This window comes from Aeromonas sp. SE22, assembly GCF_038739755.1.
Lineage (GTDB): Bacteria > Pseudomonadota > Gammaproteobacteria > Enterobacterales > Aeromonadaceae > Aeromonas > Aeromonas jandaei.
Window position 1 is genome coordinate 128,381 of sequence record NZ_JBCGFD010000005.1, and the last position, 23,803, is coordinate 152,183.

A 23,803-nucleotide genomic window follows, 5' to 3' on the forward strand; every position below is an offset into this window, starting at 1 on the left:
TGTCTAATTTTGTGACACTTGAATAATTTGATACCGATAAAATGTGACCAGCATTCTATTTTATCGGACTTTAATTAGTATAATGCGCTCCCCTTGATTAGCTGGGTTTGTTTACAACTCGCTAACAAGTTAGGTGCTACTAGAGGAAGATAATAATGAATTTGTTCATGGGTCTGGTAGGGATGGCGACGCTCGTCCTTATCGCGGTGCTGTTCTCCAGCAACCGCAAGGCAATCAACGTCCGTACCGTAGCCGGTGCGTTTGCAATTCAAGCTGGTCTGGGTGCGTTTGTGCTCTATGTACCGGTAGGGCGCGATATTCTGGTCGGTGTATCCGATGCAGTCTCCAGCGTCATCAGCTATGGCCAGAATGGTATCGAATTCCTGTTCGGTGGTCTGGTCAGCAACAAGATGTTTGAAGTGTTCGGTGGCGGCGGCTTTATCTTTGCCTTCCGTGTTCTGCCGGTCATCATCTTCTTCTCTTCCCTGATCGCTGTGCTCTACTACCTGGGCATCATGCAGATGGTCATCAAGTTGCTGGGTGGTGGTCTGCAGAAAGTGCTGGGCACTTCCCGTACCGAATCCCTCTCTGCGACTGCCAACATCTTCGTAGGTCAGACTGAAGCCCCGCTGGTGGTTCGTCCCTACATCTCCAAGATGACTGACTCCGAGCTGTTCGCGGTCATGTGTGGTGGTCTGGCATCTGTTGCCGGTTCCGTTCTGGCTGGCTACGCCTCCATGGGCGTCAAGATGGAGTACCTGATCGCTGCCTCCTTCATGGCTGCACCGGGTGGTCTGCTGTTCGCCAAGCTGCTGGTACCGGAAACCGAGACCCCGAACTATGACGAAAGCTCTGCTGATGCCGAGCTGGACGACAAGCCGGCCAACGTGATTGATGCCGCTGCTGCTGGCGCTTCTGCCGGTATGCAACTGGCTCTGAACGTCGGCGCCATGCTGCTGGCCTTCATCGGCCTGATCGCCATGATCAACGGTATCTTCTCCGGTGTGGGTGGCTGGTTCGGTTATCCGCAGCTCTCTCTGGAACTGCTGCTGGGCTGGATCTTCTCCCCGCTGGCCTTCCTGATCGGTGTGCCCTGGAGTGAAGCGATTGTTGCCGGTTCCTTCATCGGTCAGAAACTGGTAGTGAACGAGTTCGTGGCTTATCTGAACTTCGCTCCGTACCTGAAAAACGAGGTGCTGATCAACGGTGTGGCCATGTCCGATCACACCAAGGCAATCATCTCCTTTGCCCTGTGTGGTTTTGCCAACCTCTCCTCTGTTGCCATCCTGCTGGGTGGTCTGGGATCGATGGCACCGAACCGCCGCGGCACCATTGCGAAATTTGGTCTGAAAGCCGTACTGGCTGGCTCTCTGTCCAACCTGATGTCTGCGACCATCGCAGGCTTCTTCCTGGCACTGTCCGGCATGTAATATCAGCCTGACTGACAGGGTATAAACACGAACGCCACGGCATCTGCCGTGGCGTTCGCGTATGGAGCGGTGACAACCGTTTTCCTATCTAAACTAATAATAAAATGAGTCAAATCGGAGGTTATATGAATGAAGTGCTATTGGCGATGGTGGCCGGCTTTATAGTCGGTTTGTTGTTTTCTTTCCTCAAATTGCCGATCCCGGCTCCTCCCGTTTTGTCCGGGGTGATGGGGATTGTCGGGGTCTATCTGGGGGGGCTGGCCTACTCCTGGATCCTGACGCGCTTCTTTTCGTAAGGCATTTTTGAATGCGGATTTGCCAGATGTGAGGTACCTCTGAAATTGGCAAATCCGGCTTGCAAACAGGGGGTATCTCGGCTGAAATAGGCGTTGCCAGCAGGGTGCTGGCAATGACTAATGCTCGATGAAATCGGGTGTTGGCGGTCAAATGGAATTGATTGGGAAGTCGGGTCGGAGTTGCTCTGCCTTTCTCAAGTCTTCATGGAACCAAGTCCGCACTTTTGTAAGAAAGTGACAGGGCTCTTGCCTTATTTACAGTCGTTGTGCCTCAGCCTTCGCACTGTAATTCCATTCCCGTATAGCTGGGAATTGCTACTGCTATCTCCTTTTCGGAGCTTGTGGTGGTGCCCGGTTATCTGGATCAAATCGAGACTTTGGAGAACAGAATGAGTGATCTGAAACTGGCCGCCCAGCGCGCCCTGAACCTGATGGACCTGACCACCCTGAACGACGACGATACCGATCAGAAGGTGATTGACCTGTGCCACAAGGCCAAGTCACCGGCCGGTCTGACCGCCGCCGTCTGCATCTACCCCCGTTTCATTCCCATCGCTCGCAAGACCCTGCGTGAGATCGGCGCTGCCGACGTGCGCATTGCGACCGTGACCAACTTCCCGCACGGCAACGACGACATCGAGATCGCCGTGGCCGAGACCCGTGCAGCTGTCGCCTACGGTGCCGACGAAGTGGACGTGGTCTTCCCGTACCGCGCTTTCATGGCTGGCAACGAACAGATCGGTTTTGATCTGGTCAAAGCCTGTAAAGAGGCCTGTGGTGCCAATGTTCTGCTGAAAGTGATCATCGAAACCGGCGAACTGAAAGAAGAGGCGCTGATTCGTCGCGCTTCCGAAATCTGTATCGATGCCGGTGCCGACTTCATCAAGACCTCCACCGGCAAGGTGCCGGTCAATGCGACCCCGGAAGCGGCGCGGATCATGATGGAAGTGATCAAGGCCAAGAATCCGAAAGTCGGTTTCAAGCCGGCCGGTGGCGTGAAAGATGCCGCCGTGGCGGGTCAGTACCTGGCCATGGCCGAAGAGATCCTCGGCAAGGACTGGGTATCCGCCCGTACCTTCCGCTTTGGTGCATCCAGCCTGCTGGCCAGTCTGCTGGCCACTCTGGGGCATGGCGACAAGCCGGCCAACACCAGCGGTTACTAATAGGTTGATGAGAGGGCGGACTGCTGTCCGCCCTGTTAAGCCCCCACCTGTGGTGCGCGGGCAAGGATTCAGGCTTGTGTAACGCCAGCAATGGCGGAGGGAATGAAAGATGTTTTTGCCTCAAGAAATTATTCGCAAGAAGCGCAACGGTGAAGCGCTCAGTACCCAAGAGATTCAATTCTTCGTTCAGGGCATTACCAACAACACCATCGGCGAGGGCCAGATTGCGGCGCTGGCGATGGCGGTCTACTTCAAAGATATGACCATGGATGAGCGGGTTGCCCTGACCTGCGCCATGCGCGACTCCGGCATGGTATTGACCTGGGATCACCTCAATCTGGGTGGCCCGATTGTCGACAAGCACTCCACCGGCGGTGTGGGTGACGTTGTCTCCCTGATGCTTGGCCCGATGGTCGCCGCCTGCGGCGGTTTCGTGCCGATGATCTCCGGCCGTGGCCTGGGCCACACAGGCGGTACCCTCGACAAACTGGATGCCATCCCCGGCTACCAGACCTCGGTCGACAACGATCGTTTCCTGAAAGTGGTGAAAGAGGCGGGTGTCGCCATCATCGGCCAGACTGGCGATCTCGCCCCGGCCGACAAGCGTATCTATGCAGTACGTGACATCACTGCCACCGTCGAATCTGTCGCCATGATCACCGGCTCCATTCTCTCCAAGAAGCTCGCCTCCGGGCTCGAAGCGCTGGTGATGGATGTGAAAGTGGGCTCCGGCGCCTTTATGCCGACCTTTGAAGCCTCCGAAGAGCTGGCCAAGAGCATCGTTGCCGTGGCCAACGGCGCCGGCTGCCGCACTTCAGCGCTCTTGACTGACATGAACCAGGTACTGGCCTCCAGCGCCGGCAACGCGGTGGAAGTGCGTGAAGCGGTGCGTTACCTGACCGGTGAATATCGCAACCCGCGCATCCACGAAGTGACCATGGCACTGTGCGCCGAGATGTTGATCTCCGCGGGCCTTGCCAGCGACGAGCGCGATGCCCGCACCAAGCTGCAGGCGGTGCTGGATAACGGCAAGGCGGCCGAGATCTTCGGTCGCATGGTGACTGGCCTGGGTGGCCCGGCCGATTTCATGGAGCGTTACGACGCTTACCTGCCCAAAGCTGCCATTGTGCGCCCGGTCTATGCAGCCAACAGCGGCTTCGTGACCGCCATGGATACCCGCGAACTGGGTCTGGCCGTGGTCGCCATGGGCGGTGGTCGCCGCGCTGCCGGTGACAAACTTGATTATGCGGTTGGTCTGACCGACTTTATCCGCCTGGGTCAGAGCGTCGATGCTGACAAGCCGATCGCGATGATCCACGCTCAGACTGAAGAGCAATATGCTCAGGCTGCCAGCATGGTGCAGGCGGCTGTCCGGATTGGTGGCGAGCGGCCCGAGGCACTGCCTGAAGTGTACCGCCGTATCACCCTGGCTGATTTGTAACAAGGGGAAGTCCCATGAAACGTACCTTTATCCTGATGATGGACTCTTTCGGTATCGGCGCTGCCGCCGACGCTGACAAGTTCGGAGACACGGGCGCCAATACCCTTGGCCATATCGCCAAGGCGTGTGCGGCTGGTGAAGCGCAGGGCCGCGGTGCCCTCAATCTGCCGAACCTGAGCAAGCTGGGCCTCGGCCACGCTTGCGAACAGGCTTCCGGCACCTTCCCGGCAGGTCTTAAGAAAGATATCGAGGTAGTCGGTGCCTACGGCTACGCTCAGGAGCTCTCCTCGGGCAAGGACACTCCGTCCGGTCACTGGGAAATCGCCGGTGTGCCCGTGCTGTTCGAGTGGGGCTACTTCAAGGATCACACCAACAGCTTCCCGCAGGAGCTGCTGGATGCCATCGTCGAGAAGGCCGGTCTGCCAGGTTACCTCGGCAACTGCCACGCTTCCGGTACCCAGGTGCTGGATGATCTGGGCGAAGAGCATATGCGCACCGGCAAGCCGATCCTCTACACCTCTGCCGACTCGGTGTTCCAGATCGCCTGTCACGAAGAGACCTACGGCCTCGAGAAGCTCTATGAGCTGTGCCACATCGTGCGCGAGCTGCTGGAGCCATACAACATCGGCCGCGTTATCGCGCGTCCGTTCGTGGGCAGCGGCAAAGGCAACTTCAAGCGTACCGGCAACCGTCACGACTACTCCGTGCTGCCGCCGGCACCGACCGTGCTGGACTACATGAAGGACGCTGGTGGTCAGGTGGTTTCCATCGGCAAGATCGCCGACATCTATGCCGAGCAGGGCATCACCAAGAAGGTGAAGGGGACCGGTCTGACCGAGCTGTGGGATCGCACCCTGGAAGAGGTGAAAGCGGCCGGTGACAATACCATCGTCTTCACCAACTTTGTCGACTTCGACTCCTCCTACGGTCACCGTCGCGACGTGAAGGGCTACGCCGATGCGCTGGAGTATTTCGACTCCCGCCTGCCGGAATTGTTCGACCTGCTGCAGGATGGCGATGTGGTGGTGCTGACCGCAGACCACGGTTGTGACCCGACCTGGAGCGGCACCGACCATACCCGCGAGTACATCCCGGTACTGTTCTACGGCAAGCCGGTCAAGGCCGGCTCCGTCGGCCGTCGCGAGACCTTCGCCGACATCGGCCAGAGCATTGCGGCGTACCACGGTCTGCCCAAACTGGCATACGGTACCAGCTTCCTGTAATTTACCCGCCCGCTACTCCGGTGGCGGGCAATTTTAATAAAGACAATAAAACTCAACCCAAGTGTGAAGGAATCAAGAGAATGGCAACTCCTCATATCAATGCGAAAGATGGCGCCTTTGCTGATACCGTGCTGATGCCGGGCGACCCCCTGCGCGCCAAGTACATCGCCGAGACTTTCCTGGAGAACGTCGAGCAGATCTGCGACGTGCGCAACATGTTCGGCTTTACCGGTACCTACAAGGGCCGTCGTATCTCCGTAATGGGCCACGGCATGGGTATCCCCTCCTGCTCCATCTACGCCAAAGAGCTGATCACCGATTACGGTGTGAAGACCCTGATCCGCGTCGGCTCCTGCGGCGCCGTGCGTGAAGATGTGAAACTGCGTGACGTGGTAATCGGTATGGGTGCCTGCACCGACTCCAAAGTAAACCGTCTGCGTTTCAAGGATCACGACTTCGCTGCCATCGCTGACTTCGACCTGGTTGCCAATGCTGTGCAGGCTGCCAAGAACAAGGGCGTTGCCGTGCGCGTGGGCAACATCTTCTCCGCCGACCTGTTCTACACCCCGGACCCCTCCATGTTCGACGTCATGGAAAAATACGGCATCCTGGGTGTCGAGATGGAAGCCGCCGGTATCTACGGCGTGGCCGCAGAGTACGGTGCCAAGGCACTGACCATCTGCACCGTCTCCGACCATATCCGTACCGGTGAGCAGACCACCTCTGAAGAGCGTCAGCTGACCTTCAACGACATGATCGAAATCGCACTGGATTCCGTCCTGCTGGGCGACAAGTAATCCCCTTGCGAATAAAAAACGGCGGCCTGCGGGCCGCCGTTTTTTTATCTGCTCTCTGTCCGGGCCATCAGTTTTCCGGTGGCGGGGAGGGGGGCGTACTCTTTTTCTTGTGCTTGCGCACCCGCATGTAGTTGCGGCGAATGCCGTAGGAGATGAGTACGCCGGCCAGCAGGGCGACCAGCAGCATCAGTCGCTGTTTCTCCTGTGTCACCTTGAGCCGGGTATCCTTGTCCGCCAGCATCTGCTGCTCTTCCAGCGTGATGCGCAGATAGCCGAGGGTCTGGGCTCCGTCCTGGATCTCCTGCACGAACTGGATGCGTCCCTTGCCCTGCTCCGGCATCGACTTGTTGTCGCTGCCGATGGGGAGCAGGCTCTCCAGCGGTACGGCCTGTTCCGACTGGGCGAGCGGGATGCCGCGTCCATCATAGAGGGTGACATCGAGGATCTCCGGCTCGGTCGCCAGATCCCGGGCTAGTCGCTCCAGCTCGCTGCTGTTGTCCTCCTTGATCCAGCGCTTCATGTCGCGGGCGGCATAGGCGACCAGCGCCTGGGCACGGTTGCGCGCTTCGCTGTGCAGGGCGGCCTGACTCTCTCCCTGCATATGGAGGAGCACAACCAGTACCCAGCAGCCGAGCAGCAGGCCGGCTACCAGACTGAGCACACGTTTGATGGGAAGATGACGCTGCAAGCGCGAGACCTCATGCTGACCGGGAGTTGCGGGATCTTGGCGCTTGCCTGCGCAAAAAGCAATACGCTACTCTGGGCCACTATTGTTAACCCCTTGATCACCATGGAAGGCGTATCGCTTATGTTGTTGTCCCGGCTCTCCACCTCCTTATCCGAATGGCCCGCCCAGCTGTCATCTTCCCCCTGGTGGCAGCTGACCCCGGATGCCCTGCAACCGACCGGGACGCCCCTTGCGGCTGGCTGGCTGGTGCTGTTTGGCAAGGCGCTGGGGCCGGCCTCTCTGGAAGAGCTGGCCCCCCTGTTGGCTGAGCACGGGGTGGCGGCGACCCTCTATCCGGTGACCGAGGTAGCGGGTTGCCCGTTGCTGCTGCTCGGTACCGACCGCTTCTCGCCCGAGCTGGTGGCCGCGCTCAAGGAGAGGGAGTGGGAGGTCGATCTCTGTCATTTGCCGGCACTGCCTACTCTGAGTGAGCCCGGCCTGCTGGTGATGGATATGGACTCCACCGCGATCTGCATCGAGTGCATCGACGAGATAGCGCGGCTGGCGGGGGTGGGCGATCAGGTTGCGGCGGTGACCGCGGCTGCCATGCAGGGCAAGCTGGAGTTTTCCGACAGTCTACGTAACCGGGTTGCCCTGTTGGCAGGGGCGCCGGTCACTATTCTCGACGAGGTGGCGGCATGGATGCCCTGGATGCCGGGCTTGCAGCTGATGGTCGATACCCTCAAAGGGGCGGGTTGGAAGGTGGCCATCGCCTCCGGCGGTTTTACCCGTTTTGCTGGCCAGTTGCAGCGCGAGCTGGGGCTGGATGCCATCTTCGCCAACGAACTGGCGGTGGAGGGGGGCCAGCTGACCGGCAAGGTGAGCGGGAGCATCGTCGATGCCGGCGTCAAAGCCGAGGTGTTGCAGCAGCTGGCGGCCGAGTATGCCATTGCTCCCGCCCAGACCGTGGCCATCGGCGATGGCGCCAACGATCTCAAAATGATGGGGGTAGCAGGTCTTGGCATCGCCATCCATGCCAAACCGCTGGTGCGGGCTCAGGCTGCAGCGACCCTCAATCATCATGATCTGGAGGGTGTGCTCTGCCTGCTCTCGGCACGCAGCTGTAGCGAAAGGCGCTGGGATCGCCCCTGATATTGTTTCATGGAGGAAACCAATCGAAATGGAATTGTTGCAGCAATCACTCTTTGTCCCCTGTGGCGAGCATCAACTGCACGTCCGTCATATCAAACCGGGGGCGGCCGTTCATGGTGAACCCATCCTGATGGTGCACGGCGCCATCGAGAACGGCCGCATCTTCTATACCGAGTCGGGCAAGGGGTTGGCCTGCTTTCTGGCTCGCCACGGTTTTCAGGTCTATGTCGCCGATCTGCGCGGGCGCGGGCTCAGTATCCCCGCCATCGCCGAGCAGGCGGAGCACGGTCAGCATGAACTCATCACCGAGGATCTGCCCGCCCTGCACCGCTGGATTGCCGCGCGTCACCACGGCTTCAAGGTGCACTGGGTGGCTCACTCCTGGGGCGGCGTCATCATGGCCTCCACGCTGGTGCGCTTTCCCGAACTGGCAGAGCAGGTGGCCAGCCTGCTCTTCTTCGGCACCAAGCGCGGGGTGTCGGTGCAAAATCCCGAGCGCTGGTTGAAGGTGGATCTGATCTGGAACCGGCTGGCCCCCTGGCTGGCGCGTCGCCGCGGTTTTCTGGCTGCCCGGGATCTCAAGATTGGTGCCGATGACGAGCCGCTGCGCTACCTGCAGGAGACCATCCCCTGGGTCAAGTGCGGCCCCTGGCAGGACCCTCACGACGGTTTTGCCTATGACGAGGCGGCAGCCCGGGTCAACTGGCCGCCGCTCTGGATGATCTCGGCCAAGGCGGACAAGGTGCTGGGCCACCCCACCGACGTGCGCCGTTTCAGCGACGAGATGGGCTCAAAGACCCGCCATACCCGGCTTGGCCGGGACAACGGCAACCGGCTCGATTACGACCATATCAATATGCTGACCGCCCCGCAGGCGCAGGAGGATCACTTCCCCCGGATCCTCGACTGGCTGCTGGATCCGCAGGCCGCGTGATAAAAAACAGGGCGTATGATGCGCCCTGTTTCTTGTGGCCGGGATCAGTTGAGTGGCGGCGTGATGCCGAGGCGGAACAGGGTCGCCTGGGTGGTGTCGGTCAGCTCGCCGACCCCGACGACGCTCCAGAGCTCCTCCTCCAGCTTTTTCGCCTTGTGAATGGCAAATTTGGCGATGTAGTCCAGCTCGTTGGCAATGAAGTTGGTGTCGGGGCGCCCGGTGCGGGAGACGCCTACCAGCACCGAGTAGAACTCCCCTTCCTGTAGCGCCAGCTCGATAAACTGGCGTTTCTCCTTCACGCCGGTGAACTCGCTGGCGAGACGGCTGCGGAAGATGGGCAGGCCGGCTCTGGTCTGGATGCTGGCAATGTAGACCTCATCCTCCTTCGGCTTGTCTTCCCGCTCTATGCTGCGCAGCGGCGTCATCAGCAGCTCCTTGAGCAGCTCTCCCTGAAACAGTGGATAGAGGTTCTCCTGCTCCGGCAGCTCGGCGCAGGCGGTGAGCAGGCGTTGCAGGCTGCGCGGCTTGAGCGACTTGCCGATGGAGGCGGGTTTGGGCGCCCCCTTCAGCTTGTTGATGTAGACCGGCGAGTTGAACAGGTGGTGGGTGTAGATGTTGCGCAGGGCGCGGGCCAGCCCGCGGTAGCGACGCTGCTCCTGTGCAGCCTTGAGCTTGTTCTGGTTGCTCTCGATCAGCAGGCTGAAGAACTGGCGACCGGTATGGCGATCGGAATCCCCCTCGATGCAGAGATGCAGCACGGTGCGGGTCATGTTGAGACTGACCAGCCGATAGGATAGATGCTGCAAATCCATGCTCTTGGAGAGCTCCTGCAGGCGGGGCAGGGCAATGGTCACCACATCGTTTTTCTCGCCGACAAACGCCTCTTCCAGCTCGATCTGCAGGCCATGGGCCGAGATGTCGCGGGTCCAGCCCAGCCAGGACTTGCCGTTGTGGTGGATGGCGACTGCCGTCTTGTGGATGTAGCGCAGCTCCTTGCGCAGCTGGACATAGTGCAGGGTCTCGATCTCGAAGGGGGCAACCCCCTGCTCGTGGCCAAAACGCTGCAACTCGTTGGCGTTGCTGCCAGCCTCCCCCTCCTGATAGAACTCTTCGCGCTGGGACTCCTGACTGATCTCCTGCAGCAGGCCGCAATAGCCAATCTGCTTGAGTCGCTCGAGCAGCAGTATGTCCTGCAACTGCGGGTTTTCGAGCCCCTGCAGCTGGCCGACATCCGCTTCGAGCAGTTCGCACGCCTCCAGCGTGAACTTGTAGACGCGCCAGCTGGGGCGGCGTGAGCCCACTTGGAAGAAGAGGGCGGTCAGGCCGCTCTGGCGCAGCTCTTCGGCAGTTGCCGAGAAGAAGTAGATGTGGCTGCGCACCGTGTGGGTGAAGCAGTAAATGAGGGTTTCGCTGGTGGCACCGGGGGCGGGGCAGAGTCGCTTCATCCGCTCGGCGGAGAAGAGCCCCGCCAGCGCATCGCGGTTTTTCTCGTCACGCCAGTACTCCAGCAGATGCTGGTTGTTCTCGGTGCGCAGCGCTATCTCGAGGCAGGGGCTGTCGCCGGTCCCGAAGAAGAGCGGCATGCCGGTCATGCGCGGCAGGTAGAACTGCTCGTATCCCTTGATAATGGCGGCCGAGAGCAGGTAGTCGACGCTGACCCGGTAGCGCACCTTGTTGACTTCGATGAACTCTTTCAAAAAAGCGTCAAAGGCGGGTTGCTCGCCCGTGCGCACCAGTCGCAGCCAGAATTTCCCCTCTTTGCTCTCTTCCCCGAGGATCTGGTAATTGACCGGTTGGTGCAGTACCGGGTTGGGGTTGTCGCGTTCCAGCCCGGTGAAGAAGACCTCGACCTGAGCGCCGGTATGGTAACTGGGCAGATAGGGTACCGAGATGCGCATCCCGCCGAGGGAGAGATCTGAACTCTTGGCAAACAGCTTTTCACCATCCGGTAGCTTGAGCAGTACCGGAGAGCTGAAGTGCATCCGCTCCTGACGGCGGCCGTAGTAGCTTGCGAAGGCGATGGTATTGACATCGTATTGCCTGAAAGGGCTGGCCGGCGGGGTGAGGTGGCCATCGACGCGAGCGTGGTGCTGCTGTTTTTGCCACTGTTGCAGTGCCTCGTTGACCCCTATGGTATAGGCGTCACGGTAGAGATAGCACTGGGACTGGAACAGGTTGATTGCCTCGGCCGGCATGAAGTGGGTAATGCCGTCGAACTCATGGATCAGACACTCATCTGCCAGCTCATCGCGCATGTCGATGACCCTGCGGCACGGAGAGCATTTGCGTTTTAGCTCCATTTTGAGCATAAAACGGCTGTTGCTGTTCTCTTCCTGGGTCATGCGGTTGAAGATCTCCTCGAAATCTTTCTCCCGCAACAAGGGGACAAGTTGTTCAATCAGATATTGTTGGTGTTCTGAATCCATGTGTTCCTGCCACGGAAAGTCACTTTTCCGATTTTGGGTTTGATCTGTCGGTCGCAAACAAGTATATCAAGCAGGAATTCATCCTGTCCCCGAGTTATCAATGGCCAAAAATAAAACTGCTTATGTTTGTTCCGAATGTGGTGCCGACTTCACACGCTGGCAGGGCCAATGCAGTGAGTGCAAGGAGTGGAACACCATTACCGAGGTGCGCCTCGGGTCGGTGACTCCTGCCGGCAAGAGTGCCCGCTATACCGGTTATGCCGGTGCAATTGGCAGTCAGGTGCAGACACTGGCAGAGATAGCTACCACCGAGATCCCCCGTTTCTCCTCCGGCTTCAAGGAGCTGGATCGGGTACTTGGTGGCGGCGTGGTGCCGGGCTCTGCCATCCTTATCGGCGGCAACCCGGGGGCAGGCAAGTCGACCCTGCTGCTGCAGACCATGTGCGGTCTGGCGGAGCGGATGAAAACCCTCTATGTCACAGGTGAGGAGTCCCTCCAGCAGGTGGCGATGCGCGCCAATCGCCTCGGCTTGCCTACCGACAAGTTGCGGATGCTGTCGGAGACCAGCGTCGAGCAGATCTGCCTGATTGCCCAGCAGGAGCAGCCGCAGATCATGGTGATCGACTCCATCCAGGTGATGCATGTGGCGGATGTGCAGTCGGCGCCCGGTTCCGTCTCGCAGGTGCGGGAGGCGGCAGCGCTGCTCACTCGCTACGCCAAGCAGAACCACGTGGCCATCTTCATGGTGGGCCATGTGACCAAGGATGGTACGTTGGCCGGCCCCAAGGTGCTGGAACACTGTATCGACTGCTCCGTGCTGCTCGATGGTGGCCATGACTCCCGTTTTCGTACCTTGCGCTCCCACAAGAACCGTTTTGGGGCGGTCAACGAGCTTGGCGTCTTTGCCATGACCGGGCAGGGAATGCGGGAGGTCAGCAATCCCTCTGCCATTTTCCTTAGCAGGGGAGAGGAGCAGGCTCCCGGCTCCATCGTGATGGTGATTTGGGAGGGCACCCGACCGCTGCTGGTGGAGCTGCAGGCGCTGGTGGATTACTCCCAGCTCTCCAATCCGCGCCGGGTGGCGGTGGGGATGGATCACAACCGTCTCGCCATGCTGCTGGCGGTGTTGCATCGTCACGGCGGCTTGCAGATGGCGGATCAGGATGTCTTCATCAACGTGGTTGGCGGGGTCAAGGTGGAAGAGACCAGTGCTGACCTGGCCCTGCTGCTGGCCATGGTTTCCAGCTTCCGCGACCAGTCGTTGCCGAAGGATCTGGTGGTGTTTGGTGAAGTGGGGCTCTCCGGCGAAATTCGCCCAGTGCCGTCCGGTCAGGAGCGACTGCAAGAGGCTGCGAAACACGGTTTCCGTCGCGCCATCGTGCCGCACGCCAACGCCCCCAAGCACCCTATCGAAGGGATGGAAGTGGTGCCTGTCAAAAAGTTGTCTGATGCGCTTGAGGCGCTGTAAGTCGGTGCAGCCAAAAGACTATGTCTTGGGCTGAACGAAAATAAGAAGAGCGCCTTGGCGCTCTTCTTATTTACGGTAAATGTGGAACGTCATGGCTGGCTGTGTTCCAGATGCTCGCTCAGCAGCTGTTCCAGCTCCCGGTGCAGCAGCTCCTCATCGCCCACATTGAGTTCGATCATCCGCCTCAGGTGAGTGGCGCTGTCGATGTCGATGTGATGGCAGTAGAAGCCCAGCTTCTTGCTGGCCTCATGGTTCAGCTCTACCTGCATCTTGATCTCGATGTCACTGCCGCTCAGGACAAAGCTCAGCTGGTACTCTTTGTTCTCATTGCTCACCCAGTCGTCAGGCCGGATTAGCAGCGCACCCTGCAGGGAAATATCGACAAGCTGAGTGCGCCACTTGCGTTCCCCCTGCGTGAGTTCAGCCATGGTCAAGTAGAGGATCCGTGCAAAACGGCGGCGCTCAGACATGCTCATCTCCTTGTATGCAATCAGTGTGGACCCGATGGTCATTGCTTTGAGTGTAATCCACCTTGACTGCCCGTATCTTGAACTTGCTCCGAAAATGGCGTTCAAGCCTGTTGTGCACTAAGGGATTCCACCACATGGAGTGCCTTGACCAGACGATCTTCCTGTTTGAAGCGCTCCTCCAGCACAGGACCCAGTTCATTGAGGTCATCATCGAGCAGCAGCAGTTGGGCTTCATCGGCCTCACTGTATTTGTCGTTGAACTCGAGAGCCAGTTCGGTACTGGTGCGGATATGGGGATAGATGCGCTTGGCGAGCTCCAGCGTTTCACCGCTGGCTTGTTCGAAGGCGGTGACCACGTGATTGTAGATTTCGAAGTGGCCTGCGCTGACGTAGTCGACCAGTCTGTCACAGAAGTGCTGCAGCTCTTCGGGTTTGGGCAGGCATCGCTGTTTGGTTCGGGCCGGGGTAAGGCCAGCCAGCCGCATGTATTCGACCAGCAGGGCTTGCCGTGCATCCAGCCAGTCGTCGATAGCCTTGTGTTTTCCTGCCAGCGCCTGTTTGGTCTGTTCCAGTTTCGTCAACATAATCCCTCCATGGGGCAAGGCCGGGCGATTGATGGGGCTTCCTAGCCGTTTGAACAGTGACACACCCTATAACTAGGGAAAATCTGACCAAGCGTCAATAGGCTTGCCGGGATATTGTTAAGTGGTATTGAGGTGGGTGTCAAATCGAGCTTGTTGAAGGGTGAGAGGCCGGTTGGTTCAGGGTTTTTCAGGGCTGGAATGTGACTTTTTCCGCAGATCTTGATGAAAACCCCAGCGTTTGACGCCCCCTGCTCGATAAAGCCTTTGCTTGAGCGTTTTTTTTTGCATAGAGTGACCCAGCGCTAAATGCCCGATCATAAAGGAAATGTTATGAACAAAGCTCAACTTGTCGATGCGATTGCCGCCAAAGCAGATCTGAGCAAAGCTCAGGCCAAAGTGGCTCTGGAAGAGATCATCAATGGTATTACCCAGAGCTTGAAAGAAGGTGATGCTGTGCAGCTGGTCGGTTTTGGCACCTTCAAGGTCACCCACCGCGCAGGCCGCACCGGCCGTAACCCGCAAACTGGTAAAGAGATCCAGATTGCTGCAGCCAACGTGCCTTCATTCGTGGCTGGCAAGGCTCTGAAAGACGCCGTCAAGTAAGTCTTAAAGTCTGTTTTGTCCAATGCCAGTCAGCTTGCTGACTGGCATTGTTTTTATTGGGGCTTTCGGTTTTACCCTTCCCTACCTTGGTTTGCGCAAGCGCACTCTGCGCGTCAGACCGTTTGCTGCGCGGTCGCTGGCAATGGCCAGATCCGCTCATAGGCCCAGGTAAAGAGAATGATGTAGACGAGGTAGAAGGCAACGAAGCCGAGATCCAGCAGTAGCGCTTCCCACAACCCCAGATCGAGCCAGAACATGACGCAGGGGAGGGAGAGCATCATAAAGCTCGCTTCGTAGCCAAACGCATGCAGGAAGCGATCAAGAGGGCGCTTGTTGGTGCGCCCGCACAGAGTCAGTAGCGCCTTGTCAAACAGCAGGTTCCAGCCATAGGTCCATGCAGTGGCCACGATGGAGAAGAAGATCGCCAGTGAACCGACCTCGGCGACACCCTGGCCAAACAGCTGGCTAATAAGCGGGGCAACCATGGCCAGACCAATGCCTTCATAGAGAACCAGATAGCGGATCCGATCCGAAGTGGTGCGCAGATGGGTACTACTCATGGGTGATGTGCCTCCTGTGGGAGGCGCATTCTAATCAGGGGTTGGTTAAAAGAGAAGCGATGAGATCGCTTCCCCTTGCCATGACTGCGGTACTTCAGGCAGTTTGCCCTTCCAGCCAGCTTCTGGCGACCTGATCGAGTGGTTCCCCCAGCCGACTGACACGGTGGTCGAGCTGCTCAATGGTGGCATTGTCAAATCTCAGCCCATCGAGATGGCTGATATCTTCGCTGGCCAGCAGATGAAGCCGATCGCTGCGTGCCAGCAGCACCGCCCGATCTACCCCGCCGAGCAGCCCTTTTGGCTCTTTCAGTTCACGGATCCGGTAGGTCGCGTGCAGGAACTGGGGGCGCCACAGGGGGACGACCGCCCAACGCTCTTCTGCGACGGCCCGCTCATATGCCGCGAGGCACTCCTCTTGCGACCCGTTCAAAAAACGGTAACCGGCGGTTTCCAGGCCATATTCCGCCATGATCTGGCGGGAGAAGCGGCTGATGCCCGCCCCCGGGCCAATCCCCTGGATCACCGGTGTCATGCGCTTTCGCACTTCGGGGTGCAGCAGATCCGCCACCTCGGCGACCTGATCTGCGGGCACATAGTCCGGCACTCCCCAGAGGGCATAGGGTTGATAGTGGAGCCCGAACTCGCGGGTATCGACCTGTTGCTCGACCTGCTCCTTGTAGATGCCGTGGCTGGAGGGCAACCATGCCGATGCCAGCATGTCGATCTCTCCGCTGGCCAGCCGGGCAAAGTTCGCCTCATGGGGTGCGTAGCTGCGAGTGACCCGATAACCGCGCAGTTCGAGTGTGGTGGCGACCAACGCCCCGGTCATGCGGTGAAACGATAGATCGGTAATACCAAGCCGGATCATGGGGCCGTCTCCTTTGTGCGATGGCTGAGTGGTGTTCGAGTGCGTCACTGCCCGCGCGGTGAGTGATGTGCTCGTGGCCGCCAGCGTGACGATGGCGGCGCCTCCTTTGATGAAATTGCGTCTGCTGGTCATATCTTGTCCTCTTGGGATGTGTCATCCAGAAATAGCAGCTCAACCATGACGCCGTTGTTGTCCTGCAAAAACAGCTGCAGCTCACCCCGCTCCGGGATCGGGCGGCTGACAAAGGGGATATCAAGGCGCAACAGGCGGGCCTGTACCTCGTCAGCACCTTCGGCGCACAGGGAGATATGGTCGATGCAGCCGCTGCCGTGATCCTCGCCCCGCACGCCGAGATAGCTTGCCAATCCCTCGTCGGTGCCGCTGGCCACCAGATGCAGCAGTGGGCGGCCATCGGCATAGAGCCAGCGGCCAGCGAAGGGGAAGGGAGGGCGAACCCCCTCCTGCAAGCCCACTACCTCGCGATAGAAGGCGACGGTTTGCTCCAGCGCGCGGGTGCGCAGCGTGAAGTGGTCGATGGCGCGTATGGTCATCCTGACTCCTGTTATCCCCCTCTTGGGGGCGATGGTCATGGCGAAAAAGGGTCAGCAAGCCAGGGCTGCACGGCGGCTACGCTCCTGGCTCAGGATAAACAGCAGTCCTGTCAGCGGAACCAGTGCGGCAAAGAAGGGCAAGGCGGCCGGGCCGAAGTGGCTGTCGACCACAGTGCCGCCGATGATCCCAGACCGACTACCACAAGCACGCCGGTGATTGCGGAGCGATCGAATCCGGCAACCTCTTCTGCCAAGGGGGCAATGTAGCCGTAGAGCGTCATGAAGCCTGTCCAGCCAAGCACGGTGAAGAGCAGGCTGGCGAGCAAGTTCCAGTTGCGAAACGCAGCCAGTTGACTGGCGATGGAGGTGGGGAGCTCCTTTGGCTGGCGTTCGATGGCGACGGCGATGGCCAGCAGGGCGACCGCCCCCAGAGCGGCTACGGCCATAAAGGTGGTATGCCAGTCAAAGCTGTTGCCGATCCAGGCGCCAGCGGGAACGCCGAGTACGTTGGCAAGGGTGAGGCCGGCAAACATCTGACCTACCGCTCGCCCGGCCATCTTGTCTTGCACCATGCGCGTGGCAACCACGGCGCCGATGCCGTAGAAAGGCCCCTGTGTGAGACCGGCCAGCACCCGGCTGATTGCCAGGATCAGGTAGTCGTCGCTAAAGGCCGAGAGCAGATTGGCGACGATAAACAGCCCCATCAGGCCCATCAACACCCGTTTTTTATCGAAGCGGGCCAGCCAGAGGGTCAGGATGGGGCCGCCAATGACAATGGCCAGTGCATAGACGGTAATCAGGTTGCCTGCGCCACCTGCGCTGACCCCAAGGCTTTCGGCCACTTGTGGCAGGATGCCTGCTATCACGAATTCGGCGGTGCCAATCGCAAAGGCCGAGAGCGTCAGGATCCAGATCTGGCTCGGTAATCGGTTGGTGTGGTTCATCATGGTTCCCCTGCGGTTCAGTTGATGAGGGCTCCGCCATCGAGATCGATGGTGGCGCCGGTCATAAAGGGATTGTCGATGGCCAGCAGGTAGCCTGCGGCGATGTCCTGCGCGCGACCGTAGCGACCGGCAGGCAAGGTTGTGACGGCCCGCTCCAGCATGGCCTGGCGTGACTCGGGGGACATCGCCTGATAGGCGCTGGTGTCGGTCAGGCCCGGGCTGACCACGTTGACCCGCAGGGGGGCCAGCTCGCGCGCCAGGATTTTTGCACTGGCCTCCAGCGCCGCATTCATGGCAGTTTTGACCAGCGTGCCGGGCACCGTTTTGCGGGCCAGAAAGCCGGAGGTCAGCGTAATGCTGCCATTGGGCTTCAAGTGCGGGGCGGCAGCCTTAATGATGGCAAGGGTGCCCCAGAATTTGGTGTCGAAGGCCGATTTGGCGGCGGCGTTGTCGAGGGCCAGAAAATGGCCCCCCGGCGCCTGGGAGCCTGCGGTGATCACCAGATGATCCAGCGGGCCATGGTGTTGGAAGAATGCCTCCAGCGTGGCGGGGTCGGTCACATCGACCCCGTCGCGGCGACTGGCTGCGATCACCCGGCCGGGTCGGTTGCTCAGGGCAGCGACGACCGCCTCACCAATGCCACTGTGACCACCGATCACCACGGAGAGCGTTTGTGCAGTAAATGACATCATCGATTCCTCTCTAAAAAGGTGCAGATAGCCGATCCGGATGAGGGTCATCACGGGTTGGCACGAGATGGAGAGAGGATATATTCGACAGATATTTCTGATAATCTCGCTTAAGCTGAATTCATATTTCGGAAATGGCGAACAATAATGTTGGATAATCTGGCACTTTTCCTGACCATCGTGGAGAAAGGGGGGCTCTCCGCTGCGGGGCGCGAGCTGGGACTCTCCCCGGCTACCGTCTCCGAGCGCCTCGCCGCCCTGGAGCGTCACTATGGGGTTGCCCTGCTGACGCGTACGACTCGTTCCATCAGCCTTACCGAGGAGGGGCGTCTGCTGGTGGAGGAGGGGCGCCGCTTGCTGGCCGACGCAGACGATCTGCAGCGTCGCATCCAGTTGGGCAGTCAGGAGATGGCGGGCCCGATTCGCCTCAGTGCACCGGTGGATCTGGGGAGTACCCGGCTGGTCCCTTTGCTGGATCAGTTCATGGAGATGCACCCCGGCGTTACCATTGATCTCAACCTGACCGACGGGTATGTGGATCTGGTGGGGCAGGGGATCGACTTCGCCCTGCGTTACGGAACCCTTGCCGACAGTTCGCTGCGTGCCATTTCGCTGGGCGAGTCCCGCAGGATGGTGTGCGCCTCCCCGGATTACTTGCGGCGGCGGGGTATCCCCCGTCATCCGGACGAGTTGCAGCGGCACGACTGTCTGCTGATGCGCTTTGGCGATACCCCTGATCGCAGCTGGGGATTCGAGGTCGGTGGTGACCCCTATCGGGTGCAGGTGGCCGGACGACGGGTGACCAACAACGGTCTGCTGGTACGTCAGTGGTGTTTGCAGGGACTGGGGCTCTGTTTCAAATCCTGGTGGGATGTGCAGGAGGATCTGGCCAGAGGTGCGCTGCTGGAGGTGCTGGCCCCCTTTTCGACCACCCCTTCCCGCTTGCAGCTGGTCTATCCCTCGAGTCGCAGTCAACCGCGCCGGGTGAGGGCCTTGATGGATGCGATCGCTGACCAGCTGGGTGCCGGGATCCCTCGCTAGCCGGGGTCCCTTGCGAGAGAGTGCGCTCAACAAGCGCCGCCACATGGGGGCGCTTGTTGTGAAGGCGGCGGGGTTAGTGGTGGGTCGGGGTGACCCGGGTCAGCATGGCAAAGCCCTCCTCCACCAGAGTGAGCTGCACCCTGACCTCTCCCAACTCGGCGAGCGAGGTAACATGGGTACCGCCACAGGGGATGGTCACCTCCTGACCTTCCAGCATGCAGTGCCAGTAGCGCGAATCGATGATCGCCTCGCCTGCGCGGCTACGGCGGATCTCGCCCCCGGCTGTAATCCAGTCGGCCAGCTGCCGATTGACCTTCTCTTCAATCACCGCCAAATCTGCCAGCAGTGCCTCGTTGTTGACCCCCTTTTTGCGCAGGCTCTTGCCGATGCGGTACTGTTCCCGCGAACCACAAGGTTCGACCCGCGAGCTCTGAATGGCGAGGCGGTCGAAGTCCGGTTGACCCAGTGCATCGAGCTCGCTCACTTCTTTACGCCAGTAAGGAGTGAGAGTCCGGTTGAGAGCGAGCGCAGCCAGATGGCAGCCGCTGTGGCCCAGACTCAGGGCGTGGCGTGCCGCGCTATCGACCTGCAACTCGACCCGACTGCCGACAGGCAAGCTGTACTCGCCCGCCAAGGGGTGTACCACGACGAACCGCCATCCTTCTGCACCCCGTTTGACCGGAATATCGGCGTCGACGAACAACTCGCCATCCGGGCTGAGAGCCCCCATCCGGCAAGGGCCAATAGCGGCTTCGCCCCCTTCCCAGCATGCATGACCCACATCTCCCGGCTGATCGGGCCAGAGATGGCTTTGGGGATGAAAGGGGGTGAGGTCGGTGACCAGCAGCGTGGTGTCACCGGGCTGGCAGCAGACCACGCTGGCCTGCTCCTGATGATGGCCCAGTACGAAGCTGACTCGGGTATGTTCCATGGCAAGGCTCCCGCAACGATAGATGAGAAGAGAAAGCGGCAGCATACGCCAAAGTGCGAGGAGGCTCATTAACCAGTGTTAATGAGCCTCCTGTTTAGTGACTGGTTGCTAGATCATGGCGACCAGCAGGTAGGCATTGAGCCCGATAACCAGTGCAACGATAAGACGGCCGATTGCCTGGGTGACCGGATGGTTGCGATGTTTTCCCATCAGTGCCCGATCACCGGTCAGCATCAGCAGCGGGATCAGCGCCAGCGCGATGCCAAAACTCAGGATTACCTGACTCAATACCAATATCTCTGTCGTGTTGAAGCCCATGGCGATCACCACGAAGGCGGGGGTCATGGTGATGGCGCGGCGCAGCCAGAGCGGGATGGTAAAGCGGACAAAACCCTGCATCACTACTTGCCCGGCCAGCGTCCCCACCACGGTAGAGCTGATGCCGGAGGCGACCAGCGAGAGGCCAAACAGGGTGGCCGCCGCCTGACCCAGCAGCGGGGTGAGGGTTTGGTAGGCTGACTCCAGCTCCGCTACCTGCTGGTGGCCCGAGCTATGAAAGGCGGCCGCCGCCATTGCCATCATTGCCAGATTGACGAAGCCGGCGATGGTCATGGCGATGGCCACATCGACCCGGGTGGTATGCAGCCGTTGGCTGACCGAGCCCTGATCCTGAGTGTGCTGGGTCAGCGCCGAGTGCAGATAGATGACGTGGGGCATCACGGTGGCACCGAGCACACCGGCGGCCAGATAGACGGCATCGCTGTTGGGCAGACCGGGGAAGAGGGCGCCCTCCAGCAGGCTCGGCAGATGGGGGCGGGAGAAGATCAGTTCGACGATGTAGGCCGCCGCAACAAACAGCAGCAGACCGCCCACCACAAACTCCAGCGGTTTCTGGCCGCGGGATTGCAACATCAGGATCCCCCAGGTGACCACGGCGGTGATACAGGCTCCCTCCAGCAGGGTCACGCCAAGCAGCAGCTTGAAGCCGACGGCGGCGCCGATAAATTCGGCGAGATCGGTGGCCATGGCGATGATCTCGGCCTGCACCCAGTAGGCCCAGACCGCCGGTTTCGGCAGTCGGTCGCGGATATGCTCCGCCAGATTCTTGCCGGTGACGATGCCGAGCTTGGCCGAGAGGGTCTGCACCACCATGGCCATCAGGTTGGCCCACACCACCACCCAGAGCAGCTGGTAGCCGAAGGTAGATCCGGCCTGAATATTGGTAGCGAAGTTGCCCGGATCTATGTAGCCAATGGCAGCGATAAAGGCGGGCCCGAGCAGGGTCAGTTTGAATTTGCGGCTTGGAATCGTTGTAGTCAGTGCGGGTTGCATGGCATCACCCTCCATCAGGATATGGAGAGAGAATAGATCTAAATGATAATTGTTATCAATTGGTCTTTTGTATCATATCAATCGGGAAAAACTTTTGAGGTCGTCAGTTGCAGTGAGGGATGCGATTTCGTACAATACGCCGCCCTAGAAAAGCAGCGACTAAACACCATTATGTTCCTTGCCTCCGAGGTCTGGCTGCACCTGGGCGGAGGCTGAATTAATCCGTAAGGAGCTAAAATGCGTCATTACGAAATCGTCTTCATGGTTCATCCGGACCAGAGCGAGCAAGTTCCCGGCATGATCGAGCGTTACACCGGCGCCATCACCACTTCCGGTGGTACCATTCATCGCCTGGAAGATTGGGGCCGTCGTCAGCTGGCTTACCCGATCGACAAACTGCACAAAGCCCACTACGTTCTGATGAACGTAGAAGCAGAGCAAGCCGTTATCGATGAGCTGGAAACCAACTTCCGCTTCAACGATGCCGTTATCCGCAACATGATCATGCGCACCAAGCACGCCGTGACTGAAGTTTCTCCGATGGCCAAGGCCAAAGAAGAGCGCTTCACCCGTCGTGACGACGAGCGCCGCGAAGAAGCTACTGAAGCTGCTTCCGAAGAGTAATTCTGGATCACTGACTAGAGGATAAAGGCCATGGCACGTTATTTCCGTCGTCGTAAGTTCTGCCGCTTCACCGCCGAGAACGTTACCGAGATCGACTACAAAGATATCGTTACTCTGAAAAACTACATCACTGAATCTGGCAAGATCGTACCGAGCCGTATCACCGGTACCCGCGCCAAGTATCAGCGTCAGCTGGCACGCGCCATCAAGCGTGCTCGTTACCTGGCTCTGCTGCCGTACACCGATCTGCACAACAAGTAAGAATCGGTCCGGCACTTAAGCCTAACTCAACGAAATTTATAGAGGAAAGGTAATGCAAGTTATCCTGCTCGACAAAATCGCCAAACTGGGCGGTCTGGGTGACCAAGTTTCCGTGAAATCTGGTTATGCCCGTAACTACCTGATCCCGCAAGGCAAAGCTGTTATGGCCACCAAGGCCAACATCGAAGCTTTCGGTGCTCGTCGCGCTGAGCTGGAAGCCAAACTGGCTGCCAACAAAGCTGCTGCTGAAGAGCGTGCTGCCAAGCTGGCCGAACTGGCTACCGTGGTTATCGCTTCCAAGTCTGGCGACGAAGGCAAGCTGTTCGGTTCCATCGGTACCCGTGACGTGGCTGAAGCCATCACTGCTGCCGGCGTAGCCGTTGCCAAGAGCGAAGTCCGCATGGGCAACGTTCTGCGTAACACCGGTGACTACGAAGTTGCTGTTCAGCTGCACGCTGACGTTAAAGCAACCGTACAGATCCAGGTTGTTGCCCTGTAATAGCGATTCGCTTTTGCAGAAAAAACCCGCGCACTTGCGCGGGTTTTTTATTTTCAGGCCCGGGGGTAGAGTGAAGCTCTGTTCCTCTGGAGGAGATCTCTATGGCCTGGGTCGAAGGTCGCGTCATCGAACGCATCGAATGGACACCCACTCTGTTCTCCCTGCGGGTAGCGGCCGATCTGGCCCCCTACAAGGCAGGTCAATTCACCAAACTGGCCCTTGAGCAGGGCGAGCGGCGCATTCAGCGCGCCTACTCCTTCGTCAATCCTCCCTCTGCGCCATACCACGAGTTCTATCTGGTCGAGATCCCGAGCGGTGAGCTGACCCCTTCCCTCGGCTCACTGCAAGCGGGCGATACCCTGCTGGTGCAGTCTCTGGCCACCGGCTTTCTGACACTGGATGAGGTACCGGCCGGACGCGATCTCTGGCTGCTCTCGACCGGTACCGCCATCGGCCCCTTCCTCTCCATGCTGGCTGATGGAGAGGCCTTCAACCGTTTCGACAATCTGGTGCTGGTACACGGGGTGCGCAAAGGCGAAGAGCTGAGCTATCAGGCTTTGATAGCCAGCTTTGCCGAGCAATATGGCGAGCGCTTTCGCTATGTCCCCTTTGTCAGCCGCGAGCCCTGGCTCGATGCAATGGCGGGACGGATCCCGGCGGCGATTGCCAACGGCCAGTTGCAGCAGCGGGTAGGGTTGGAGTTCTCACCCGAGCTGAGTCAGGTGCTTATCTGTGGCAATCCGGAGATGGTGAAAGAGACCCAGCAAACCTTGCTGGCACTGGGGTTGGCCAAGAACCTGCGGCGGGCGCCCGGCAATATCAGTGCGGAGAACTACTGGTAACGCAGCA

At 59.4% G+C, this 23,803-nt stretch carries 26 protein-coding genes; 15 read left to right on the plus strand and 11 right to left on the minus strand.

What is annotated here, in order from left to right; all coding sequences use genetic code 11:
- The first annotated feature begins 155 nt into the window (after positions 1 to 155).
- The 6 genes from AAHA39_RS11155 to deoD all read left to right on the plus strand — a co-directional run bounded on the left by AAHA39_RS11155 (position 156) and on the right by deoD (position 6,350).
- Positions 156 to 1,430 (plus strand): NupC/NupG family nucleoside CNT transporter, encoded by a 1,275-nt coding sequence (locus tag AAHA39_RS11155; RefSeq protein WP_033112949.1) that lies wholly within the window; start codon positions 156 to 158, stop codon positions 1,428 to 1,430.
- Between the two features lie 125 nt (positions 1,431 to 1,555).
- Positions 1,556 to 1,726: a XapX domain-containing protein gene (locus AAHA39_RS11160; RefSeq protein ID WP_005340467.1), complete on the plus strand. Its 171-nt coding sequence runs from the start codon at positions 1,556 to 1,558 to the stop codon at positions 1,724 to 1,726.
- A gap of 389 nt (positions 1,727 to 2,115) precedes the next feature.
- Positions 2,116 to 2,889, plus strand: a complete 774-nt coding sequence (gene deoC / locus AAHA39_RS11165; protein ID WP_033112950.1) for a deoxyribose-phosphate aldolase — start codon at positions 2,116 to 2,118, stop codon at positions 2,887 to 2,889.
- Positions 2,890 to 2,998: 109 nt separating this feature from the next.
- Entirely contained in the window at positions 2,999 to 4,330 is a 1,332-nt protein-coding gene (gene deoA, locus AAHA39_RS11170; RefSeq protein ID WP_019445563.1) for a thymidine phosphorylase, read from the plus strand.
- A 14-nt stretch (positions 4,331 to 4,344) separates the two neighbouring features.
- Positions 4,345 to 5,553 (plus strand): phosphopentomutase, encoded by a 1,209-nt coding sequence (locus AAHA39_RS11175; RefSeq protein WP_043851167.1) that lies wholly within the window; start codon positions 4,345 to 4,347, stop codon positions 5,551 to 5,553.
- An 80-nt stretch (positions 5,554 to 5,633) separates the two neighbouring features.
- A complete protein-coding gene (deoD, locus tag AAHA39_RS11180) occupies positions 5,634 to 6,350 on the plus strand; it encodes a purine-nucleoside phosphorylase (protein WP_005340471.1) in 717 nt (238 codons plus the stop codon).
- A 67-nt stretch (positions 6,351 to 6,417) separates the two neighbouring features.
- On the opposite strand, the gene AAHA39_RS11185 is transcribed toward deoD, so the two are convergent.
- Positions 6,418 to 7,038, minus strand: a complete 621-nt coding sequence (locus tag AAHA39_RS11185; RefSeq protein ID WP_104016050.1) for an AhpA/YtjB family protein — start codon at positions 7,036 to 7,038, stop codon at positions 6,418 to 6,420.
- Positions 7,039 to 7,158: 120 nt separating this feature from the next.
- Here AAHA39_RS11185 and serB point away from each other — a divergent pair, with 120 nt between their 5' ends.
- A complete protein-coding gene (gene serB, locus AAHA39_RS11190) occupies positions 7,159 to 8,169 on the plus strand; it encodes a phosphoserine phosphatase SerB (protein ID WP_320655987.1) in 1,011 nt (336 codons plus the stop codon).
- 28 nt (positions 8,170 to 8,197) lie between these two features.
- Positions 8,198 to 9,103: an alpha/beta fold hydrolase gene (locus tag AAHA39_RS11195; protein WP_320655988.1), complete on the plus strand. Its 906-nt coding sequence runs from the start codon at positions 8,198 to 8,200 to the stop codon at positions 9,101 to 9,103.
- 44 nt (positions 9,104 to 9,147) lie between these two features.
- Here AAHA39_RS11195 and AAHA39_RS11200 read toward each other — a convergent pair whose 3' ends face one another.
- Entirely contained in the window at positions 9,148 to 11,529 is a 2,382-nt protein-coding gene (locus AAHA39_RS11200) for a PilZ domain-containing protein (RefSeq protein WP_320655989.1), read from the minus strand.
- 100 nt (positions 11,530 to 11,629) lie between these two features.
- Here AAHA39_RS11200 and radA point away from each other — a divergent pair, with 100 nt between their 5' ends.
- On the plus strand, positions 11,630 to 12,997 hold the full coding sequence (gene radA, locus AAHA39_RS11205) for a DNA repair protein RadA (protein ID WP_041209114.1): 1,368 nt from the start codon (positions 11,630 to 11,632) through the stop codon (positions 12,995 to 12,997).
- Positions 12,998 to 13,086: 89 nt separating this feature from the next.
- On the opposite strand, the gene AAHA39_RS11210 is transcribed toward radA, so the two are convergent.
- Positions 13,087 to 13,467: a PilZ domain-containing protein gene (locus AAHA39_RS11210; RefSeq protein WP_041209115.1), complete on the minus strand. Its 381-nt coding sequence runs from the start codon at positions 13,465 to 13,467 to the stop codon at positions 13,087 to 13,089.
- Positions 13,468 to 13,568: 101 nt separating this feature from the next.
- Positions 13,569 to 14,051, minus strand: coding sequence for an Rsd/AlgQ family anti-sigma factor (locus AAHA39_RS11215; RefSeq protein ID WP_033112959.1), 483 nt, complete (start codon positions 14,049 to 14,051; stop codon positions 13,569 to 13,571).
- Between the two features lie 330 nt (positions 14,052 to 14,381).
- Between AAHA39_RS11215 and hupA the strand changes: the two genes are divergently transcribed.
- Positions 14,382 to 14,654 carry a nucleoid-associated protein HU-alpha gene (gene hupA / locus AAHA39_RS11220; RefSeq protein WP_005340484.1) on the plus strand — a complete coding sequence of 91 codons (273 nt, stop codon included), beginning with the start codon at positions 14,382 to 14,384 and terminating at the stop codon, positions 14,652 to 14,654.
- Between the two features lie 113 nt (positions 14,655 to 14,767).
- Here the strand turns inward: hupA and AAHA39_RS11225 are convergent, their stop codons facing one another.
- The 5 genes from AAHA39_RS11225 to AAHA39_RS11245 form a co-directional block, all read right to left on the minus strand.
- Positions 14,768 to 15,214, minus strand: coding sequence for a PACE efflux transporter (locus AAHA39_RS11225; RefSeq protein WP_320655990.1), 447 nt, complete (start codon positions 15,212 to 15,214; stop codon positions 14,768 to 14,770).
- Between the two features lie 94 nt (positions 15,215 to 15,308).
- The gene (locus AAHA39_RS11230; RefSeq protein WP_236350039.1) at positions 15,309 to 16,082 is read right to left on the minus strand and encodes a glycine betaine ABC transporter substrate-binding protein; all 774 of its coding nucleotides are present in this window, start codon (positions 16,080 to 16,082) and stop codon (positions 15,309 to 15,311) included.
- A gap of 128 nt (positions 16,083 to 16,210) precedes the next feature.
- Positions 16,211 to 16,633 carry a VOC family protein gene (locus tag AAHA39_RS11235; RefSeq protein WP_320655991.1) on the minus strand — a complete coding sequence of 141 codons (423 nt, stop codon included), beginning with the start codon at positions 16,631 to 16,633 and terminating at the stop codon, positions 16,211 to 16,213.
- A 110-nt stretch (positions 16,634 to 16,743) separates the two neighbouring features.
- The gene (locus tag AAHA39_RS11240; protein WP_320655992.1) at positions 16,744 to 17,580 is read right to left on the minus strand and encodes an MFS transporter; all 837 of its coding nucleotides are present in this window, start codon (positions 17,578 to 17,580) and stop codon (positions 16,744 to 16,746) included.
- A gap of 14 nt (positions 17,581 to 17,594) precedes the next feature.
- The gene (locus AAHA39_RS11245) at positions 17,595 to 18,269 is read right to left on the minus strand and encodes an SDR family oxidoreductase (protein ID WP_320655993.1); all 675 of its coding nucleotides are present in this window, start codon (positions 18,267 to 18,269) and stop codon (positions 17,595 to 17,597) included.
- A 144-nt stretch (positions 18,270 to 18,413) separates the two neighbouring features.
- Between AAHA39_RS11245 and AAHA39_RS11250 the strand changes: the two genes are divergently transcribed.
- Positions 18,414 to 19,307, plus strand: a complete 894-nt coding sequence (locus AAHA39_RS11250) for a LysR family transcriptional regulator (protein ID WP_320655994.1) — start codon at positions 18,414 to 18,416, stop codon at positions 19,305 to 19,307.
- A 73-nt stretch (positions 19,308 to 19,380) separates the two neighbouring features.
- Here the strand turns inward: AAHA39_RS11250 and AAHA39_RS11255 are convergent, their stop codons facing one another.
- Positions 19,381 to 20,238: a hypothetical protein gene (locus AAHA39_RS11255; protein WP_320655995.1), complete on the minus strand. Its 858-nt coding sequence runs from the start codon at positions 20,236 to 20,238 to the stop codon at positions 19,381 to 19,383.
- A gap of 108 nt (positions 20,239 to 20,346) precedes the next feature.
- Positions 20,347 to 21,570: an Nramp family divalent metal transporter gene (locus AAHA39_RS11260; RefSeq protein ID WP_198038004.1), complete on the minus strand. Its 1,224-nt coding sequence runs from the start codon at positions 21,568 to 21,570 to the stop codon at positions 20,347 to 20,349.
- Between the two features lie 237 nt (positions 21,571 to 21,807).
- On the opposite strand from AAHA39_RS11260, the gene rpsF reads away from it, so the two are divergent.
- From rpsF to AAHA39_RS11280, 4 genes are all read left to right on the plus strand, one after another.
- Positions 21,808 to 22,194 (plus strand): 30S ribosomal protein S6, encoded by a 387-nt coding sequence (rpsF, locus tag AAHA39_RS11265; protein WP_005308887.1) that lies wholly within the window; start codon positions 21,808 to 21,810, stop codon positions 22,192 to 22,194.
- Positions 22,195 to 22,224: 30 nt separating this feature from the next.
- Positions 22,225 to 22,455, plus strand: a complete 231-nt coding sequence (rpsR, locus tag AAHA39_RS11270) for a 30S ribosomal protein S18 (protein ID WP_005308890.1) — start codon at positions 22,225 to 22,227, stop codon at positions 22,453 to 22,455.
- A 52-nt stretch (positions 22,456 to 22,507) separates the two neighbouring features.
- Positions 22,508 to 22,954: a 50S ribosomal protein L9 gene (rplI, locus tag AAHA39_RS11275; protein ID WP_005340490.1), complete on the plus strand. Its 447-nt coding sequence runs from the start codon at positions 22,508 to 22,510 to the stop codon at positions 22,952 to 22,954.
- Between the two features lie 101 nt (positions 22,955 to 23,055).
- Positions 23,056 to 23,796, plus strand: a complete 741-nt coding sequence (locus tag AAHA39_RS11280; protein WP_320655996.1) for a ferredoxin--NADP reductase — start codon at positions 23,056 to 23,058, stop codon at positions 23,794 to 23,796.
- Positions 23,797 to 23,803: the final 7 nt, after the last annotated feature.